The organism is Paenibacillus sp. PSB04 (assembly GCF_025809195.1).
Classification (GTDB): Bacteria; Bacillota; Bacilli; order Paenibacillales; family Paenibacillaceae; genus Paenibacillus_AQ; species Paenibacillus_AQ favisporus.
Genome location: NZ_CP081301.1, coordinates 5,930,229 through 5,949,125 on the forward strand (window position 1 = coordinate 5,930,229; position 18,897 = coordinate 5,949,125).

19 protein-coding genes and 1 pseudogene are annotated in these 18,897 nt (G+C 54.2%); 9 read left to right on the top strand and 11 right to left on the bottom strand.

Annotated features, from left to right (window positions below; genetic code table 11):
• Nucleotides 1-64 precede the first annotated feature (64 nt).
• Nucleotides 65-973, bottom strand: a complete 909-nt coding sequence (locus K2F33_RS27235) for a LysR family transcriptional regulator (RefSeq protein WP_263882460.1) — start codon at nucleotides 971-973, stop codon at nucleotides 65-67.
• A gap of 142 nt (nucleotides 974-1,115) precedes the next feature.
• Between K2F33_RS27235 and K2F33_RS27240 the strand changes: the two genes are divergently transcribed.
• Nucleotides 1,116-2,015 carry a DMT family transporter gene (locus K2F33_RS27240; protein ID WP_212968912.1) on the top strand — a complete coding sequence of 300 codons (900 nt, stop codon included), beginning with the start codon at nucleotides 1,116-1,118 and terminating at the stop codon, nucleotides 2,013-2,015.
• 214 nt (nucleotides 2,016-2,229) lie between these two features.
• Here K2F33_RS27240 and K2F33_RS27245 read toward each other — a convergent pair whose 3' ends face one another.
• From K2F33_RS27245 to K2F33_RS27255, 3 genes are all read right to left on the bottom strand, one after another.
• On the bottom strand, nucleotides 2,230-2,646 hold the full coding sequence (locus K2F33_RS27245) for a hypothetical protein (RefSeq protein ID WP_145134539.1): 417 nt from the start codon (nucleotides 2,644-2,646) through the stop codon (nucleotides 2,230-2,232).
• 136 nt (nucleotides 2,647-2,782) lie between these two features.
• On the bottom strand, nucleotides 2,783-4,225 hold the full coding sequence (nagZ, locus tag K2F33_RS27250) for a beta-N-acetylhexosaminidase (RefSeq protein WP_263880016.1): 1,443 nt from the start codon (nucleotides 4,223-4,225) through the stop codon (nucleotides 2,783-2,785).
• 42 nt (nucleotides 4,226-4,267) lie between these two features.
• Entirely contained in the window at nucleotides 4,268-5,074 is an 807-nt protein-coding gene (locus K2F33_RS27255; RefSeq protein ID WP_263880018.1) for a sulfite exporter TauE/SafE family protein, read from the bottom strand.
• A 514-nt stretch (nucleotides 5,075-5,588) separates the two neighbouring features.
• Here K2F33_RS27255 and K2F33_RS27260 point away from each other — a divergent pair.
• From K2F33_RS27260 to K2F33_RS27290, 7 genes are all read left to right on the top strand, one after another.
• Nucleotides 5,589-6,425 carry a sulfurtransferase gene (locus K2F33_RS27260; RefSeq protein ID WP_145946384.1) on the top strand — a complete coding sequence of 279 codons (837 nt, stop codon included), beginning with the start codon at nucleotides 5,589-5,591 and terminating at the stop codon, nucleotides 6,423-6,425.
• 207 nt (nucleotides 6,426-6,632) lie between these two features.
• Nucleotides 6,633-7,055: a VOC family protein gene (locus K2F33_RS27265; RefSeq protein ID WP_116231020.1), complete on the top strand. Its 423-nt coding sequence runs from the start codon at nucleotides 6,633-6,635 to the stop codon at nucleotides 7,053-7,055.
• Complete coding sequence (locus K2F33_RS27270) at nucleotides 7,055-7,831, top strand: RNA polymerase sigma factor (RefSeq protein ID WP_263880023.1); 777 nt, start codon at nucleotides 7,055-7,057, stop codon at nucleotides 7,829-7,831. Before K2F33_RS27265 ends, K2F33_RS27270 begins: the two co-directional genes overlap by 1 nt.
• Before the next feature lie 11 nt (nucleotides 7,832-7,842).
• Nucleotides 7,843-8,343 (top strand): DinB family protein, encoded by a 501-nt coding sequence (locus tag K2F33_RS27275; RefSeq protein ID WP_263880025.1) that lies wholly within the window; start codon nucleotides 7,843-7,845, stop codon nucleotides 8,341-8,343.
• A gap of 182 nt (nucleotides 8,344-8,525) precedes the next feature.
• Nucleotides 8,526-8,726, top strand: coding sequence for a hypothetical protein (locus K2F33_RS27280; RefSeq protein WP_234489624.1), 201 nt, complete (start codon nucleotides 8,526-8,528; stop codon nucleotides 8,724-8,726).
• A gap of 119 nt (nucleotides 8,727-8,845) precedes the next feature.
• A complete protein-coding gene (locus K2F33_RS27285; RefSeq protein ID WP_263880027.1) occupies nucleotides 8,846-9,577 on the top strand; it encodes an MORN repeat-containing protein in 732 nt (243 codons plus the stop codon).
• 70 nt (nucleotides 9,578-9,647) lie between these two features.
• Nucleotides 9,648-10,187 (top strand): hypothetical protein, encoded by a 540-nt coding sequence (locus K2F33_RS27290; protein ID WP_263880029.1) that lies wholly within the window; start codon nucleotides 9,648-9,650, stop codon nucleotides 10,185-10,187.
• 51 nt (nucleotides 10,188-10,238) lie between these two features.
• Here K2F33_RS27290 and K2F33_RS27295 read toward each other — a convergent pair whose 3' ends face one another.
• The 6 genes and pseudogenes from K2F33_RS27295 to K2F33_RS27320 form a co-directional block, all read right to left on the bottom strand.
• Nucleotides 10,239-11,039: a hypothetical protein gene (locus K2F33_RS27295; RefSeq protein WP_263880031.1), complete on the bottom strand. Its 801-nt coding sequence runs from the start codon at nucleotides 11,037-11,039 to the stop codon at nucleotides 10,239-10,241.
• A 32-nt stretch (nucleotides 11,040-11,071) separates the two neighbouring features.
• Nucleotides 11,072-11,290: pseudogene (locus K2F33_RS27300) on the bottom strand (DUF2625 family protein); the annotation flags it as partial.
• 111 nt (nucleotides 11,291-11,401) lie between these two features.
• A complete protein-coding gene (locus K2F33_RS27305; RefSeq protein ID WP_263880034.1) occupies nucleotides 11,402-12,106 on the bottom strand; it encodes a DUF4274 domain-containing protein in 705 nt (234 codons plus the stop codon).
• Nucleotides 12,107-12,140: 34 nt separating this feature from the next.
• Complete coding sequence (locus K2F33_RS27310) at nucleotides 12,141-13,811, bottom strand: DUF6138 family protein (RefSeq protein ID WP_263880035.1); 1,671 nt, start codon at nucleotides 13,809-13,811, stop codon at nucleotides 12,141-12,143.
• 64 nt (nucleotides 13,812-13,875) lie between these two features.
• A complete protein-coding gene (locus K2F33_RS27315; RefSeq protein WP_263882461.1) occupies nucleotides 13,876-14,937 on the bottom strand; it encodes a suppressor of fused domain protein in 1,062 nt (353 codons plus the stop codon).
• Between the two features lie 44 nt (nucleotides 14,938-14,981).
• Nucleotides 14,982-16,007, bottom strand: a complete 1,026-nt coding sequence (locus tag K2F33_RS27320) for a LacI family DNA-binding transcriptional regulator (protein ID WP_076167468.1) — start codon at nucleotides 16,005-16,007, stop codon at nucleotides 14,982-14,984.
• A gap of 324 nt (nucleotides 16,008-16,331) precedes the next feature.
• On the opposite strand from K2F33_RS27320, the gene K2F33_RS27325 reads away from it, so the two are divergent.
• On the top strand, nucleotides 16,332-17,390 hold the full coding sequence (locus tag K2F33_RS27325; RefSeq protein WP_263880037.1) for a 2,3-butanediol dehydrogenase: 1,059 nt from the start codon (nucleotides 16,332-16,334) through the stop codon (nucleotides 17,388-17,390).
• 209 nt (nucleotides 17,391-17,599) lie between these two features.
• On the opposite strand, the gene K2F33_RS27330 is transcribed toward K2F33_RS27325, so the two are convergent.
• Nucleotides 17,600-18,850: an MFS transporter gene (locus tag K2F33_RS27330; protein ID WP_263880039.1), complete on the bottom strand. Its 1,251-nt coding sequence runs from the start codon at nucleotides 18,848-18,850 to the stop codon at nucleotides 17,600-17,602.
• Nucleotides 18,851-18,897: the final 47 nt, after the last annotated feature.

An 18,897-nucleotide genomic window follows, 5' to 3' on the forward strand; every position in this document is an offset into this window, starting at 1 on the left:
TTTTCTATAGTTATACCGCCCGGATCGTTCTTGTCAAATTCAGGCTCGTCCACCCGTGTATACGTTACTCCCCCCTTGCTGGTTTCGCTCCTCCCGCCCGCGCTTCATCGGCGAGCCAGCTTCGGGCGCAATCGATCATTTTCCGCGTCGCCGGAGAGACGTTCCTCGTAGCGTTCAGGGCGATCCCCAGTGACCGGCAGCTTCCGTCCTCCAGCTCCAGTGCTACCACCTCGTTCCGCCTGCCCCGCAGGATCATTTCCGGTAAAATGCTGATGCCAAGTCCGTTCTCCACCATGGCCACGATCGCATAATCGTCGGCCGCCCGGAATTTGACCGGCGGTTTGACCCTTCCTTTGCGCAGTACCCGCCGAACATCGTAATCGCTGCCTTCCTTCGGCATAATGAAGGGCTCGTTGGCAATGTCGACGTACCGTATGCAGGACTCTTTTTCCAGGCGATGGCCCGGGGGAAGGATGCACAGCATCCGGTCCAGTTTTAACGGGATGACCTCGAACGAATCGAGGGTGGGCATCGACACAAACCCGAAGTCAATTTCGCCGCTGAGCAGCCATTCCTCGATCTCATGGTAGTCCCCTTCATACAAGTTTACTTCGATCCGGGGATGGCTGGCCAGGAAATCGCGGATAATCCCCGGGAGCCACTGCACCGAAATGCTGGTAAAGGTTCCGATCCGGATCGTGCCGGTTTCCAGCCCGTTGATGGCCGCCACTTCCTGCTTCAGCCGCTCCTGCACCTGCAGCATCTCCCGTACGAATGCAAGCACGCGTTCCCCGTTATCGGTCAGACGGACGCCGGAACGGTTTCGCGTAAGGATCGTGAAGCCGAACTCCGTTTCCAGACTGTGAACGGCATGGCTCACGCCGGACTGGGTCAAACCCAGCGCCTCGGAAGCTCTTGTCAGGCTGCCAAGCTCTACCACTTTATGAAACACTTCATACTTAAACAGGCTCACCTTCGCCACCCTTTTTTTATTAATTTCATTCATACTTCGCATTCAAAACATTCAATTTTCTTATTTAAAAATACCACGTATACTGGATCAGGCGAAAGCTGTTGTTCAAGTTTGATCGTGTAAAGGCAGGGTCTCCTATTCCATGAAACCTTTCAAAGCAAATGTCATGATTATGATCGTCACCCTTTTCTGGGGCTCTTCCTATCTGTTTATGAAAATGGGGCTGGATTCGGTTCAGCCCTTCAACCTGATCGCCCTCCGGTTCGGGCTGGCGTTCATCGCCGCCGGCGGCCTCTTCGCAGGCCGGCTTCGCCGCAATACAGACGTCTCTGTATTGAAGCATGCCGCGCTTTTAGGCTTCATCCTGTTCGGCGTGTTTGCCTCCATTATGCTTGGGCTTCAAGGAACGTCCACATCCAATGCGGGCTTTTTAATGAGCCTGACGGTCATCTTCGTGCCGGTTCTCTCGGCCGTATTCGGCAAAAGCATGCCAAGTAAGCGGCTCGTCCTGGGCGTCCTGCTGGCCATGACCGGAATCGGTCTGCTCACGCTGCGGCCCCAGTCCGGCATCGGCTTCGGAGACCTGTGGTGCATCCTTGGGGCCTTGCTGTTCGCCGTCCACATGATGCTGACGGGCCGTGCAGCCAAAACATCGCCGGATCCGCTCTGCATCGGCATTTGGCAGCTCGGCTTTGCCGGCGCATTCGGGCTCGTCTTCACGGTGCTGTGGGAGACCCCGCGCCTGCCCGGCAGCATCTCCGGCTGGGTGGCGGTGCTGGCGCTCAGCCTCGTGTGCAGCGCGCTTGGCTTTATCCTGCAGACCATGGCCCAGCAGTATACGACCGCAACCCAAGCAGGCCTCATCTTTGCCTTGGAGCCGGTCGTGGCTGCCGTCTTCGGCCTGCTGTTCATGAACGAAACGCTGTCCGTCCAAGGATATGCAGGCGCCGGACTCGTTCTGCTCGGCGTAGCCCTGTCCGAGCTCAACGTCAGCAGGCTGCTGGGCCGGAAGAAGCAGCCGCCGCGCGAGGCTGCCGGATGAAATGTCCATACATACTTCACGTCGATCGATGTACCTTCAAAGAAGACAGACCGCGTTTAAAGGTGATTTTTCTTGCAATATCAGGAAGCCATGGCTTTGGAGTTTATACTTTCTGATATTATGAAAAAAGGCGCTCCTCTCCATCAGAGGCAGCGCCTTTTCATTTCGTCTTGGACCCGGTCCAAATCCACTCCGGTCAGCTTATATGTCAGTTTTACGTACGCATCAGCGCAAGCGTAGGCGTTCCGCTCGAAACGTCAACGAAGAGCACGTAGTTGTTACCGTCCGTGCCCTTGAGCACAAGGCCGGGCTGGCTGGCCATGACTCCCGCATAGAGATGGATCTGCTGCAGGGTGGGACTACCCATCGGCACGGTCGGTTGGGCTTGCGCGACCACTCGGAATGCCGCGCTCACCGTACTGCCGGCGCCGATATTAACGGATACCGTCTGGCTGCCGTTGACCTGCTGAGACCCGGCAATGGTTTGGTTGCCGTTGATCTGGGAGGACCCAGTTATCGTCTGGTTCCCCACCACGTTGAAATTTTGCATGATCGTCTCATTGCCGTTGACCTGAAGGTCCTGGCCTATGGTAGCGTTCCCTGTCACCTGGATGCTATCAAATGTTGGCATATCTCTCATTCCTTTCCTTGAAGATAGAATAGTATATGCCAAGCTTGTCATCCAGCCCCGTGCTATTGTCTTAACAATTCTTCGACCCGTGATAGCGGATTATCCATCATCTCTTACTAGCATCTCGTGATAGACTCTATTTCAATCCATATTGGGTCAACAAACTGCGGGCATCCTTGTTGATCCAGTCCACATCCGGCCCTTTTGCCGGTTCGTCGGTAATTCCATAAGCAGCCTTCAGCTTAAGAACGGCGTATACCCGGTCATTGAGCACCTCTTCAGAGATCGTGCCGTCCTTTACAGCGTCCGTCAGTGCCTGGATGGCCTCCTTCTCCTTGGCGTAATCATGCCCGATGAGAATGATGTTCCCGCCCGCAAGGATGGCCCCGACTGATGCCTTGCCAATGCTGTAATTTTTATCGATTGCCCCCATCGTCATGTCGTCCGAGATGACGACCCCTTTGAACCCAAGCTCATTGCGGAGCAGGTCCGTAATGACGGCTTTGGAGAAGGAGGCCGGGTGGTCCGGATCCAGCTTCGGCATCAGCAGATGCGCGATCATGACGACATCCGCCTGGTCTTTCACCGCAGCCTGGAACGGCACGAGCTCGAGCTTCCGCAATCTCGCCAGGTCATGGTTCACGACAGGCAGACCGATGTGGGAGTCCACGGATGTATCGCCATGCCCCGGGAAATGCTTCACGACCGGCACCACATGCTCCTCACGGATTCCCTCCATCGTAGCTTTGCCTAGCCGGGCAACCCGTTCCGCGTCATTGCCGAAGGAACGGTCCCCGATCACGGGATTGTCCGGATTGCTGTTGACGTCCAGCACCGGCGCAAAATCCATGTTCAGCCCGAATCCGGCCAGCTCCCGGCCGAGGATCTGCCCGATGCCGTGGGATAACTCCGTGCTGTTCTTCCTTCCAATGGCGAGGTTCGTCGGCATGTCGACGAATTCATCCGGCATCCGGGACACCCGTCCCCCTTCCTCGTCCACGCTCATCCACAGCGGCACGGGATTGTCCCGGTTGTCTTTTTTGAGGCCGTTGAACAGGCTCAGTGCCTGCTTCGTGCTGTCGATATTATTTTTGTAGAAAATAAATCCGCCGACATAATACTTCTGCACGAGCTCGCGAGTCTCTGCACTTGTGGCGGTCCCGTCCATACCCACGAGTACGAGCTGGCCGATCTTCTCTTCGGTCGTCAGCTGGTTCAGCTGCTTAAGGACCGGATCGTCCGCTGTTGTAATTGTGCCACCCGGATGCGATCCGTCTTGACCCGTATCCTGGCCGCTGCCTCCGTCTCCATTTGACGTGCCCTCTGGAGGATTGGACGAATTTCCGCCTTGATTCGCAGAAGAATTCGGCTCACCGTTCCCTCCGGCAGTACCCTCTTGCCCCGTTGCATCATGTTGACCATTTGCACCCGTTTGTCCAGATGCGTTATTTCCTCCGTGATTTAAGGAACAGCCGGTTACGAGCATGATTGACATCACGCATGCCAAGCTGATTCGAAGCAGTCTATGCAAAGCCTTCACACCCTTCTTGTTCTCGGTATGTTCTTCCTGTTTGTTCATCTTCGACCTCGGGCACAGAAATATACATGCTTAGGATTCACCTTATATGCCTGCTGTAATAATGCCCCACCAAATTTTTACGGCGGTGGCTGCGATCAGGATGGCAAGGGCGATTCTCAACGATTTGACGTTGAGGTGGCGGCTGACCATCGTTCCCACCGGTGCGCCAAGGATGCTCCCTACCACGGTAAACAAGGTGGGCCACAGCGGGATATGCCCGCCGGCTATTTTCCCGGATACGCCGCCGATAGCCGAGATAAACACGATCGCCAGTGAGGAAGCCACCGTCACCCGCACCGGAATCCGCAGCAGGGTCAGCATGATCGGAATCAGAATAAAGGAACCTCCGGCACCGACAATCCCAGAGACAACGCCCACCATCAAGGCGGAAACCGCGGAAATCCAAGGGTTATACTGCACCGATGCCAGCTGCACTTCCTCCTGGGTGCCACGGCCGGGAATCATCATCAAGACAGCTGCAATCACGGCCAGCACCCCGTAAATAATATTGATGCTTGCGCTGGGCAAAGAAGCCGAGCCCAGGCTGCCTGCCAAGCTGCCGATCAGAATACTCGCCCCCATATTCATGATCAGCCCTTTGTGCATCAGCGGCTTTTCTTTTTTGCTCTGTCTGAGAAAAGCCAGCATGCCTGCCAGGGAAGAGAAAAATACCTGGATCATGCTGATCGAGGAAACCTGCCGCGGGCTGAACGTCTCCACGCCAAAGAGTCCCGGCACATAGAGCAGCAGCGGGTAATTGATAATGGCTCCGCCGATGCCCAGCAGACCTGAAAAAAAGGAACCTGCCAGCCCGATAAAAAACATAACGATATGTCCTGCTAAATCCATCTACTACACACCTCTGGATGACTGAATAGTTCGCAGCGAAAAACTCAAAATTAACACTATACGAATGGAACATTAGCGTTTATAATAAACCCAAGTAAATCAATGGGAATAGGATGGTGAATAAGCTTGTTTGCGAAATTAAAGAGCTTGTTTGTAGACCGCTGCCCTTCATGCTCTGAGCCTTTGGTTTCGAGCAAAGATCACCTCCGCGTCATCAAGAGCTGTCCGAATGACCATTATACGGAAGAGATTTACACCCATCTCCATGTGAGAATCGTTTACCATAAATGAGGATTGCCTACATTTCAGGCTCTATGATGACGGCTGGATATCTCCCCTTGTGGGGCGACCCGGCCGTTTTTTTATTTTGCGGCGGCTTGTCCGCAGCGCGTTTATCATAACACACTTGACCTTGCCGAAGAAACCGATTGGAGAGACAACCCCCCGCCCCGCTGGTATAATAGAACAATATTCCATTCAAGATATTATCATTGAATTAAGGCGGTGTTTTTAATTGAGCGTACTAGTGAACAAAGCTTGGGTGCTTGCCCGGATGTACGAGCCCGACGTGACGATCGTCGACTGCCGGTTCATGTTGGGACAGCCCGATGCCGGAAGGATTTCCTATGAGGAGAGCCATATCCCGGGAGCGGTTTTCCTTGACCTGGAAAAGGATTTGTCTTCCTCTGTCAGTGAGCATGGCGGGCGGCATCCCCTGCCCGATACCGGCCAGCTTGCCGCAAAGCTGGGGAAAGTCGGCATCAACCGGGAAACCCGTGTCATCGCTTATGACGATCAAGGCGGACTGTACGCTTCGCGTCTGTGGTGGCTGCTGAGCTACATGGGTCATGAGACGGTGTTCGTCATGAACGAAGGCTTCAGCGCATGGAAGGATGCAGGCTACCCCGTCAGCAAGGACCAGCCGGTTCGGGTACCTACCACCTTCACGGCTGATGTGCATCCTGAAATGCTCGTCAACCTGGAAGACGTCCGCCAGGCGATGAAGGATCCATCGATCGTCATCCTGGATTCGCGTGAATCCTCCCGCTACCTGGGTCTGAACGAGACGATCGACCATACCGCCGGCCATATTCCCGGCGCCAAGAACAAGTTTTGGAAGGGCGTCCTGCAGGACAACGGGGAATGGAAATCCCTCGATGAGCTCAAAGAGTACTATAAGGACGTGCCGAAGGACCATGAAATTATCGTCTACTGCGGTTCAGGCGTGTCGGCCTGCCCGAATGTCCTTGCCTTGACCGAGCTCGGATACCCGGATGTCCGGCTGTACGCCGGCAGCTGGAGCGACTGGATTTCGTACAGCGAAAATCCGATTGCGACAGGGGAAGAGTAATCTGCGGGAGACGCATCTAGCACTGAATTGTGGGCTGTGACAAGTTGCTGGCGAGCGACCTGTTGCAGCCCTCTTTGACGTTCTCCGGCAGCAGGCCTGATCCATAAACCGGGCTAAAATTTAAAAAGACTCTTTGCTACCCCGTATCTTATTATGGATTTTTATCGTTATTAGATTGAAAATCAGCTTAAAGGAGAGTGCTCATCTATGGAAAAAATCATCGCTTATGTATCCGCCATTTTTATTCCGGTGACCGACATTACACGTTCAGAGGAATGGTACGTTCGAATGTTCGATCTGGAGACGATTGAAAAGACAGATGATCGGGTCGGGCTCGCCTTCCCTAACGGCCAAACCTTGGTTTTGTTATGGAAAGTGGAGAAACCGCAGCCTGTCCAATTTGATACCGGTAAAGAAATGATGCCATACTTCAATTTCACTTCGTATGATATCAACCATTCGTATAGCCAGCTTAAGGCGAAAGGAGCGGAATTAAGCGAAATCCACGAAGAGGATGGGTACAGGTTTTTCAAAGCATTCGATCTGGACGGAAATCCCGTGGATATTGTGGAAGAAACGGGGCAAACGCCGTATTTTACTCACAAGAATAATATAAGGAAGCAGCAATAGTGACGCAGGAAGATCACTTAATAGACGCAGGATATGAGACATTTGCGAAGATGACACTTCCGCTGCAAAGCGATCTGAAACGATATTGTCTGGCTAAGGCCGGTTCGGCGTGGGATGCGGACGATTTGCTCCAAGAGTCGCTTTTTAAAGCTTATCGTTGGCATACTCGGTTCCCGAATAGAGAAATAACGAAGCCATTTTTGTTTCGAATTGCTGCCAACGCTTGGGTGGATATATGCCGCAGCCGCAAATGGGAGCCACAGGTCGGACCACTCGAAGAGCATTTAATCGGTTCCTATGATGAATGGAGTAAGTGGGATGTCCGTGAGGCGCTCGAACTGCTGTCCGATCGGCTCGAACCTAAACAGGTCGTTCTGATTTTGCTGATCGACGTATTTCACTTTACCGCGAAGGAAACGGGAAGGCTGTTCGGACAATCCGAGGGTTCGGTGAAGGCGGCTCTAAGACGGGCGAGGACGAGGCTGAAAAAGACCGTTGAAAGCCATCCCGAATATTGGGATGATTCCGTACTCGCAGCTCCGCGTGGCGGACTTAGTATCGAGGTGTTCGAAGCGCTGGTCGAAGGTTTTCGCCGTGCGGACCCCTATGCGATATTCCGCTCGTACCAGACTTTGATTGACGATGGCGCGGTGGTGGACCGGATCGAGCTGCGCGGCAATACGATCTATTTTACGATCATCGATCCCGACGGCAACGTATTGACGATCACTGAGAAATTGAAATGGCAAGACGATAAGTATCATCCGAAATCCTAGAGGTGATTGCGTTGCTCGAAATGCTGCAGCAACAATACGATTGGATCCGATCCGTTAGACAAAACATGTTTGCGTTCTTGGAAGAGCTGCCTCCTCAAATTTTGCATCAACCCGTTCCCGAATTTGGGCGTGGAACGATCATTCGAACCCATCTTCATGTCGTTGACTGCTATCGGTGGTGGTTGGGATCTTTCGCGTTAATGAAGAGAAACGAGCATAGGGATATTTCCATAGAAGAAATTGAACGCGCCGATGTGAAGTACGTCCGTGAACGATTTACGGAAGCGGATGAACTCGTGCAGCGGTTCATAAGTGAATATCGCGATCGCTGGAATGAACCGATCGAGCAGGACGAGAGCTGGCGGGGTTACCCGAAGGCTCCTACTCCTTTGCTGCTGTTAACTCATACGGAGACTCACGAATTTCATCACAAAGGCCAAATCGTATCCATGGCAAGACAACTGGGCTGCCCGCCTCCCGCCGATGACCGCTTAGGCGGACTTTTCACCTGATTCGACAAATCGGATACAAAGCTGCGACCGTTTTTCGGTATTCACCGGGGAACGGTCGTTTAGTTTCTTCGTTTTGGTTTGTTCGCAACCAGATCATCATCCGTTTCAGGCGGTTTGAAACTGTTTTGTATACACCATTCCTTGCTGAAATTTGGTAAAATGACAGGAAGAGGTGAAATGCAATGAAAAGCAGAAGATTTATGCAGCCCCTGACTTCCCCGATTCACTTCCATACCGCGATGATTGAGCAGACGCCTGTTGCCGTTTTTTTGGGCCAGGAGATGATCGGCAGCGGAAAGATCGTTCAAATCACCGATTATATCGTGAAAATCGGTAACGAATTTTATGTGCGCGATGCCTGCACGTTTAAATATGCGGTCTAATCCATGCGAAGAGCCTTGAGGGCTAACATCTAATAAAACGTTTCTCACGTAACGTTGTCCAAGCATTGCCAATAAACCGTGAGCAATCATAGAATGACTTGTTGAAAGGATGTATTGATTTGATCAAACTTAAAAATCTTTCCGTATCTCTTGTCCTGAGCGCTTCACTGTCGGCTGCGGCGATCTGGCCCATCTCTCCTTCGGTACAAGCAGCGCCGGCCAAAGAATGGCTGCAAATTTCGGATACAACCACCTATTACGGTGAAGTCAGCGGTGGCAAGCCTAACGGCAGGGGAACGATGAAATGGGGCGACAGCAAACAATATTCCGGCGAGTTCGTCAACGGCCAGCGCGAAGGCAAAGGGAAGTACATCAACGAGTACGCCGCCGACGGCGAAAGCCACAAAGTCGTACATAACGGGGAGTGGAAGCTGGACCGGATGAACGGCACCGGCACGCTGACCCACAAAGTCATCCAGGAAGATGGTGCGGTCCGCTCGAATGAAATCCAAACGGGTGCTTTCGGCGGCGGCGTGCAGACGAGCGGATATGATGTCATTCATGCCCTGGCCGATCCGGACTTCTACTTCGCGTACAAATCGCCGCAGGAACAGCTCGTCATTATGGGAAGCGCTGACCATCTCAAAGCGTCGTTGAAAAGCGGCAGCCTGTTCAGCGCGGAGTACCGCAGCGGCAAGATCCACAAGAGCTACTCGATCTTCCCTGCCGATACGGCAGCAGAACAGCGCATAAACGAGGCTAGCCTCAAATATTTGCAAAGCATTCAGCCAAAGTTGAACCCGCATCTGGAGCAATTCGAGCGGTTGGCCGGGCAGGTCCCCCTGAAATAAGGATCACCCAAATAAACGCATCGCGGTTCAAATCTGCATGACCAGGCATAGATCCGATAAGGAGAGGTTTATGAAATATATTAAAGATTGTCCCGAACCCGGCATGGGCACCTGGTATTTCGAGATTGACCAGCAGGGGGTTGCTTACCGCCAGCTCGTCATCGAGGATGACGGCAAGTGCATCGCTTCGAACCGGAAAGACGGAGACTATCATTTTATGCTGGCCGAGCAGCCGATCGATGCATCTGAAGCTGGGTTGATCTTGATCACCCAGGAAGAATTCGAGGAAGTTTGGTCCGCTTCCCTTAATTCCACGGGCGAGCTGTGGCAACGCCAGAAGTTGCTGCACCCTGTAGGACAAAGGGTCGAGGGCGCCATCGAAGCCTTTTTTCCGCAAGGAACGCTCATTACGCTTGCGAATACCGAAGCAGTAGGATTAGCTGACACCGGGGAGCTGGAGTTGTCCGGAAAGCCGCAATGGATGTACCCGCGGCACGTCGTTCAAGCCGTTGTAAAGGGATATGACGAAGTTAACCAGTGGATTGTGCTTGATCAAGCAGCCGTATTGGAACGGAGAACCGATCGAAATCCAGAAAAATCACCAAACTAAAAGGAGAGCCCGCGGCTCTCCTTTTAGTTTGGTATAAACACTGTAAAACAGCTATAAATAAGGACCGAAGAAGTACTCCAGTTTCTCCCGCGAATACCCGTCTTCCCCGCGCCAGCAGGCAACGGCATTGAAATCGGTGCCCCGTCCCCGTTCTTTGCGGTAAAAATCTTTGGTTTCCAAAATGCCTGCGTAACCCCAGATCTCCATGACCTGATCCCGTTCATGCGAATTGGAGGGGAACACGTCCTTCCACCTTTTCTCGAGCTGCCGGGCGGCATCCTTGTCACCACACGCCTCAATCCCGTGGATCATCCCCTTCAGCATATCCACGTCTTCTTCCCGCACCGGGAACGGATTCTCCTCACGGCTCAGGCATAACAGATCCAGCCAGCAGTAAACGAGCCAATTGTGGCGGACGCCTCCCCATTTGATCCGTTCGAAATTAAGCACGTTCAGGTCCTCGCCGGCATATTCCTCTTGGGACATCAGCATGCCGTCATCGCAGAACAAGCACTCACTGTACCGGGGGACATCGGCGGCACGCATACGGAAAGTATGAGAGGGTAAATGGCGGGTCAACGTCCAGCTTGATAAAGCGCTGCGCAGATGAACTTTCCGGGTGGAAAGGCTGTGCAAAAACGCAGCGGCCACCCGCTCCTTCGTCACGTTATGCTCATGCAGATGAATGATCCGCCGGATCAGCTCATCATGCGACACGGTGAGCGGATCGAACATCAGCCCCTTGCTTTTGGCGTACTCAAAATCTTCAGCCGATAACATAAAACTTCCGCGTCTCCAGCCTCCCGATTGCCAGTACGTATTCGTTAATATTTTTTTGGCTTTCGCATCCATGTGGCGGATCCCCCTCCTGTTCAGTAACAAACTCAGCCCGAACTCCTCGCAGCCTGCCGGGCCTCCGTTACAGGCACTGGTGCCTTGCTGCTCGATTCGCCGCTGCCTTCTTGCACCCAGAGCGGCGGGTAGTAAGCGAAAACCTTGCCATCTCCCAGCCGGCTCATTTCTTCTTGGCAGCCTTCCCAGCGGAACGACTGATAGAACAGCCCCAAATCGCCTTCGGCCAGCCAGTTCAAAAAACCGGAATAGGCAAGCTCAGTAGATTACCACTCCAGTGTATCGGGCGCAAAATAATATACATGTCCGGTTTGCCCGAAGCGCCAGTGAAATCTCTTCAAGCCTGGGTCCCACCCCAAGAATCAAACGAGCCTCGCGCCTACTTTCTCTTTCAGGCTTTCGGCAAGCCAGCGCCATTTCCGGCCTTCTTCCGAGGCTGCCGCTTCGGCTTCATCCATACCAAGCCAGTAATCGGCATCCAGCAGCTCATACATATCCAGCATTGTGATCTCGGCGCACTCCGGATTTTCCAGGACAGCGATCATCGGATCGGGGCCATCGTCCCAGTTGTAGCCATCCACCACGGCATGAAGGAGCACCGGCGAGGACAACCCACGGATCCGGCAGGTGACCTCATCCAGCGACTCCTCATACAAAATACCGTCGACGATCCTCTGCTCCTCATCGTTCAACGTGAGGCGGACCGCCCCGTCCGTATCAGCAAGCAAATCGGCCATGGCCTTGTCCATTCTTGCCGCCTGCCAGGCCGTCCCCAGGATGTCGTGCGGGGAATTCAGCTGAGCGCCATTCGCGATCAGAAGCTTGACCGTCTCCGGCTGCTTGAACTTCACCGCTTTTTTGAGCGCCGTATCGCCCAGCTTGTCTTCCGCTTCCAGGTCGACGTTTTTCTCGAGCAGCAGCTTCATGCCGTCCATAGGCATCCGGTTGGTGATAAAAAGCATCAGCGGCGTTCTTCCGCGGGCGTCCCGCTCGTTCGGGTCCAGCTGATCCACCGCCGCCCGGACCCTCTCCAGCTCCTTGCTCTTGCTGGCCTCCGTCCATTCCAAATGATCGTCCCCCTTTCTCATGTATTGACTGGACTCACGGATGCCATGCCAGCAACCGCTCCAGCTTTTCTTTCATCGGAGAAGTCTCTTTTCTCGCGGACTGCGCCAGCTTGGCGCGTGTTCCGAAAATCCGGTACAGCACCGTTTCCCGCTCATAATCCTCTTTGGACTCCAGCTCACTCAGCAGAGCGTCCGCCAGATCCGGTGTATTAATAACGAAGGATTTCACCGGCTTGGCTGAATCGCTTCCTCCAAGCAGAATCGCCACAAGCACCGGCATCCGGTCGGGGGTCAGCCCATGGGCTTCGATAAAAGCTTCGGCGTACCCGTCCTGAGCGGATTGGTGCTCCGTATCAACTATTTCCATGTACCGGCGCAGCAGCGGAAAATATTCCGTGCTCACGAGGCCTAATCCCAGAACGGCATAGGTTCCCGGCATGACCGACTTCTCCCCGGGTTCCACATCCTTATACCAAGCAAATTCCTCCATGGCTGTTTCGGCATACCCGGCAATCAGCGAATGCAGGCCAGGATACCGGAGCGCGCCGGCAAAAAAACGGTGCAGCTGTGATTTAGCCAGCTTATTCAGCGGCAGATAGTGCTTGTCCTTTGATGGGCTCTTCAAGTTTAGTTTGTACTCTTTGGGAAACCCCTCCGAGAGCAGGCCCGTTATATACGTCAGCGCTTCCCGGTATGTGGCCTCTTCCTCCGTATGCAGGCGAATGTCGATCGTTTCCGTAACGTCGTTGGCCACTGCCTGGATCTTTGTGCCTTCGAACCGGTGCAGGAAGCGCCCGCTGCCGTTCTTTATGTAGCCAGCCGCCTTCTCCGAGCCCAGCTGGACGGCTAATTCCAGATAGCGTGCCCGGAGCTCGGGCTCCCGGCGGCCGACCTTCAGCGCGGCATAGACGAAAAAGTCGAGCTCGTCCGCTTTCACAATCACCCCGTCCGCTGCATCTTTGCGCTTCCAGTCTTGGCCGAAGCTACCGGTGCGCTCAAAATAACGGACCAAAAAATGCTCCTCCGCCCATTCTCGAAAGGCTGAAGTATATTGAGAGACCCACCCGAGCAGCCGGTCCGGGTTCGAACGGTGCTTTTCCTCCAGCCGCCCAATCAGCGGCTCTAATTGTGCCTCTCGCTGTTCAAACAGATCGGAATTGAGCAGATGACGGGCAAAGAAGAACTCATCCAACTCCTTGGGACGTACCGGCAGATCCCGCAAAACTTTGGACTGGATAAAGGCATCGAGCTCCCGCCTCTGACCCGCGAGCTTGTCCTCATCGATCAAAACCTCGGTGAACGTTCTTAATCCCTCTTCCCTCTCCATTTCGAGCACGATCTCGAAGCGGTAATCGAAAAACCTGGGGCCGTAAGTCCCGGCCCTCATCTCTTCCGCAAGCCGTGTCCGCAATGCGGGAAGCCACTCGCCGGTGATGAGGTCGTCGGTGATATCGCATATGTAAGGCCCGGCATTCAGCCGATACGAGGAGTCGGTCCAATCAAAGGGCCGGTCCAGGTCGATGCTGATTACGCCGTATCCGTCGCCGGCTTTGCGGGTACTCCAGGCCACGCCAAGATAATCCTTGATGCCCGCCTGGAGCCTGCTGACTTCCTTGATCTCACGGATACGCTTGCTTTCTTTCTCATAAATCCCGCTAATCAGAGACCACACCTCATCCAAAAACAGCTGTACGCTCGCGTTCAATCGTTTCCCCTCCCAAATTTCTTAAGCCATGCCAAAAACAAGCCCCGCGCGAGCGGGGTCCTGCTTAACCGATGACTTTGACTACATTGCCTTCGCTGTCCTTGATCTGCGTCTTCACGATCTGGATAGCGGCCCCCTTCACAGAAGGCAGCAGAACGACGCTTTCCTTCGGTGCCAGCGAACGGCTCAGCTCAGATGCGGCTTGATCGTCCAGGGCAATTCGCACCTCGTCTCCTTCGGCTTTCAGTTCCGGCTTCTGCCCGGGCTCAAAGACGACGCGGGTGTCCGGTCCGACGAGCGTGAGCGAACGGCCCTTTAAAATCCGGCCTAGCAGCAGCTTGGCAATAATTCCGGCCTGCTTGGCTCCCATTTTTACAACGGAAGGCGACTTGCTGAACCAACCGCTCTTTCCCGGTTCCCAGGCCAGCTGATCCACGAATAAGAATCCGGTGCTGGATCCTTCCGCTTCCGCGCCCTGCCGGATTTTCTCCGCGACGGGTGGAATGCGCAGCAGGGAGCTGCGGGTTAAATCCGTTATGTAATAGGGTATATGCTCCTCGGCAGCCCCGAGAACGCCGAGCGTATTCCAGGTCTGCATCGCTTCGAGCTCATCTCCCGTAATGCCGGTCATCTCCAAAAACTCGACCTGGCCATTCGGCGTCTGGATCGCGGGCAGCTCCGGATCTTCAGCAAAAGCCAAGGCCGTCAGCTGCGTGTCGGCTCCGAGGCAGATCGGCCCGTTGGCATCCAGATAATCGCCCGAACGGAACACGTTTCCGCTGCCAAACACGTACCTGCCCATATTTTGCAGCAGGTTCAAAGCCCACGCCGGCGGCTCCTCCTCATCGGCATCCCGCTGCAGCCGGAATGTCAGCTCAAAGCCGAATCCGCTGACCTCTTGGTCCTCCGACTCTTTTTCATACAATTCCGAGAAGCCGTACGTGACAAAATGCCAATGCGGGATCGGCGATTCCGCTTTGTAGGCACTGATTCCGTCGAGCGGGTCCTGGCCGCCGAGCGCATACGAAATGAGCGTCCCGTAATGCTTTGGCTCCTGACTGCCGTATAATCTTTCAAGCTCCTGGTCAATGGCGTCCCAGCCTGGTGCGCCGATTTCTTCGTTCATCATCCTGTCCCCTTCCCATGTGTGCCGAAGCTTATTTCCTTATGTTATTTATTCGAATACTGCGTCATTGAAACGCTGGATTCCCTTACGATGAGACGCGGCTCAAACTCCACCCGCTCATAATCCGGCGGATTGTGCGACTGGATCCGCTTCAGCAGCAGCTCTGCCGCCAGCCGGCCGACTTCGCTGCCCATGATGGACACCGAGCTGATTTGCGGAGTGGTTACGGTCGCCCACAAGTTGTTGTCGATGCCGACCACCGCCACATCCTGCGGTACCCGGATACCAAGCTCCTTGAAGCGGTTGACGATCCCGATCGCCACCATGTCGTTGACAGCGTAGATCGCGTCCGGCATATGTTTCAGGCTGTAAAAATAATCGGCCGCCTGGCGTCCGGTCTCAAACGAAAAATCTTCCCCGAAATAAACCAGCGAAGCATCGACATGCCTAAGCGACTGTTCGTATGCCAGGTAACGTTCTTCAATTTTGTCCTTGGGCGCGCCTGCGTAAGCAATCCGTGCCCGTCCGATCTGAAGCAGATGCTCCATGACCAGCCTTCCTTCCTGGCGGGCGAGCCCCACGATATCCGCCTTTAGATCCGGGCTGAGCTTCTTGCCGTAATTGATGACGGATACCGGGATGCTGGCCTGGTTGATCAGGCTTTCCAGCTGCTTGGGATACGCCAGCGGCATCAGTACGAGGCCGTCCACATGAAGCTTCTTGATCTCCCGCAGCGTCTCCAGCTCCAGACGGGCGTTGCCAAGCGTATTAATCTGCACCACCCGGTATCCATGCTGCTTGGCGGCTTGCTCTACCGACCAGGCGATATCCGGAATGATCGCGTTGCGGATGTCCGGCACCGCAAGCGCGATCTGGTGGGTTTGGCGGATTTTGAGGCTTTGGGCCGACGTGTTGGGGACAAAGCCCATTTCATCGATTACCTGCATGATCCTCGCCTTCGTCTTTTCGCTGATTCCCCCGCTGTTGTTGAGCGCCCTGGAGACGGTGGCGATGCCGACGCCCGCCTGCTTGGCGACGTCCTCAATGGTCACCTTTTTCTTGTTGGACATGCGAATTAATCCCTCTCACTTCGGAATCGTTTCCTATCCGGAAGACATTTTTTTCTTTTTCAGTATATATTATAGCATACCCCGCCTTACCGATGCCTCAGCTTAGCCGTCAGACGCTGAAATCAACGCATAAATTCAGCTTATTTCTATACATAGACATGTAAATCTCCCATTCGCACCTAGGTTAAAAACGCCCGCTATAGCCCTAAAAAATGATTTGACACGCAGAATAGAATGTGACATCATATGGATCGGAAACGTTTCCTATTTTTCGATATATCGCTCACCATATTATTTACTGCCTGATAGGGAGATGACGGATTCATGCAAGCATTGAGATGGCATGGCGTGAAAGATTTGCGCGTGGAAACGATTGAGGAGCCTTCGGCCCTCCAAGGTAAGGTCAAAATCAAGGTGGAATGGTGCGGCATCTGCGGAAGCGACCTGCATGAATACGCCGCCGGGCCGATATTCATTCCGGAAGGTGCGCCTCATCCATTAACCGGTGAGAAAGCCCCGGTCGTGATGGGACATGAATTTTCCGGCCAGGTTGTGGAAGTCGGCGAAGGCGTGACCCGCTTCAAAGCCGGCGACCGGGTCGTCGTGGAGCCTGTGTTCGCCTGCGGACACTGTACTGCCTGCAAGCAGGGAAAATATAACCTTTGCGAAAAAATGGGCTTCCTGGGACTCGCCGGCGGCGGGGGCGGTTTCTCCGAATACGTGGCGGCCGATGAGCATATGGTTCATCATATTCCGGACAGTGTCTCCTACGAGCAGGGCGCTTTGGTCGAGCCGTCGGCAGTTGCCCTGTACGCCGTCCGTTCCAGCCGCTTCAAGGTAGGCGACCGCGCGGTCGTATTCGGGGCGGGGCCGATCGGCCTGCTTGTCATCGAAGCGCTGAAAGCGTCGGGTGCTGCGGAAATCTACGCCGTGGAACTATCGCCTGAGCGGCGGAGCAAGGCGCAGGAGCTGGGGGCCATCGCGCTCAACCCTGCCGACGTGGACGTCGTCCAAGAAATCCATCGCCTTACCGAAGGCGGAGCGGATGTTGCCTATGAAGTTACAGGCGTCCCGGCTGTCCTGAACCAAGCGATTCAATCGACGAAAATCAGCGGTCAAATTATGATTGTCAGCATTTTCGAACGGGAAGCCCCGATCCATCCGAACCAGATCGTCATGCAGGAACGCAATATCGCCGGCATCATCGGTTACCGGGACGTGTTCCCGGCTGTAATCAGCCTGATGCAGCAGGGCTATTTCGCGGCCGATAAGCTCGTTACGAAGCGCATTGCTTTAAGCGAGATCGTCGAACAGGGTTTTGAGGCGCTGCTGAAAGAGAAAAGCCAAGTCAAAATTTTGGTATCGCCACAACCGTCCAAATAACCGACTGCGAATATTACTGCACCTTAGGTGCTTTTCATAACGAATAAGAAAAACGTCTATCGACGTACCTTCATAGAAGACAGACCGCGTCTAAAGGAAGTTTTTCTTGCGAGATCAGGAAGCGGAGCCTCCGAAACTTATACTTTCTGATCTCTTCAAAAAAGATCCCTTTGCCGAACATACGGCAGGGGATCTTTGTTATGTTAGTCTTATTGCCGGAGAGCGGCCTGCGTATCTTGGCTCTTCTCCCGCCGCTGATGCAGCATCATCAGAAAAACGGCGCCGGCGAACGCAGTCGCCACAAGCCAGACGGGAATCCGCGGATCGAGCTTGTACGCCCAACCGCCGATAATGCCTGCCGGAGACGTAAGCAGTAAGATCAGCACGGACAGCATGGAGAACACTTTTGCCCGTTTGTCATCGTCGATCGCGTTCTGCACGGCTGCCTCCAAATAGGGCGAGCTGATCATCAGCCCTACGGCGGCCAAAATCGTGCTGAGCCCGATCCAGATCAGGTTCGACGTCGGCCACAGCACCAGCATGACGTTTGAAGCGACCGACAGAATGAAACCGGCCATCATTGAGCGGTTCGCCGCGTGCTCCGGAATTTTTGGCATCAGCAGCCACAGCGTCAGCAGCATAATGATGGAGGACACCGCCGGGAACAGGGAAATCAGTCCGCTGCCCACATGCAGGTAATCCGCCATGTACAGCGACAGATACGTCGTTTTCATCGTGGCCTGGAAGTTGAACAAAATGTATACGCTAAAGATCAGCATGAGCGACTTGCTCGTTATAATGTCGCGAATCGCCCCGCCATAATCGATCAGGCTTTCCTTCAGCCCGAGATCGCGGGTCTCCCGCATCTTTCTCTGGCCGATTTCGGTTTCGCGCGTCGTTAGATGCCGCCCCACGAACTGAAACGTCATCATCAGGAACGCAAGTACATACATGATGCGCGTGCCGGACACAAGGCCGTAATGATCGACCAGCAGTCCGCCGAGCGGAGCGAACAGACCCCCGATCACGCTAATAATCTGCAGCAGCGTAAAGACGTAAGTCCGGTCGGCGGGCTTCGTATCCTCGACGATCAAGCAGTAAAACGCGGTATGCGGCACACGCTGAAACCCGTTGACGAGCGCCGCCGTGAGGAAGAACCACACATTGTGCGAAACCGCCCACAGGATGGTGGCCAAGCTCCAGCTGAACAGGTCAAAATATAGGATGGCCGATTTGCGGCCCATCCGGTCGGTCAAATACCCGCTGATAAACGATGAAAACACCTGAACGATCAGGCCGATCGTAGTGATCCAGCCGATGCTGGTCTCGGCGATGCCAAGCTCGTACATATACAGCGTCGCGTAAGTGCTGACCATGCTGTACGGAATGAGAAAAAAAGGCTCAAAGGCGAGACAACCCCTGCTGTTTCCTTTTAAGCGCGGGAATAAAGGTCGTGACATACCATCCTCCGGATCCTGATGAAATGTAAATGAGTGCGGCCGATGCG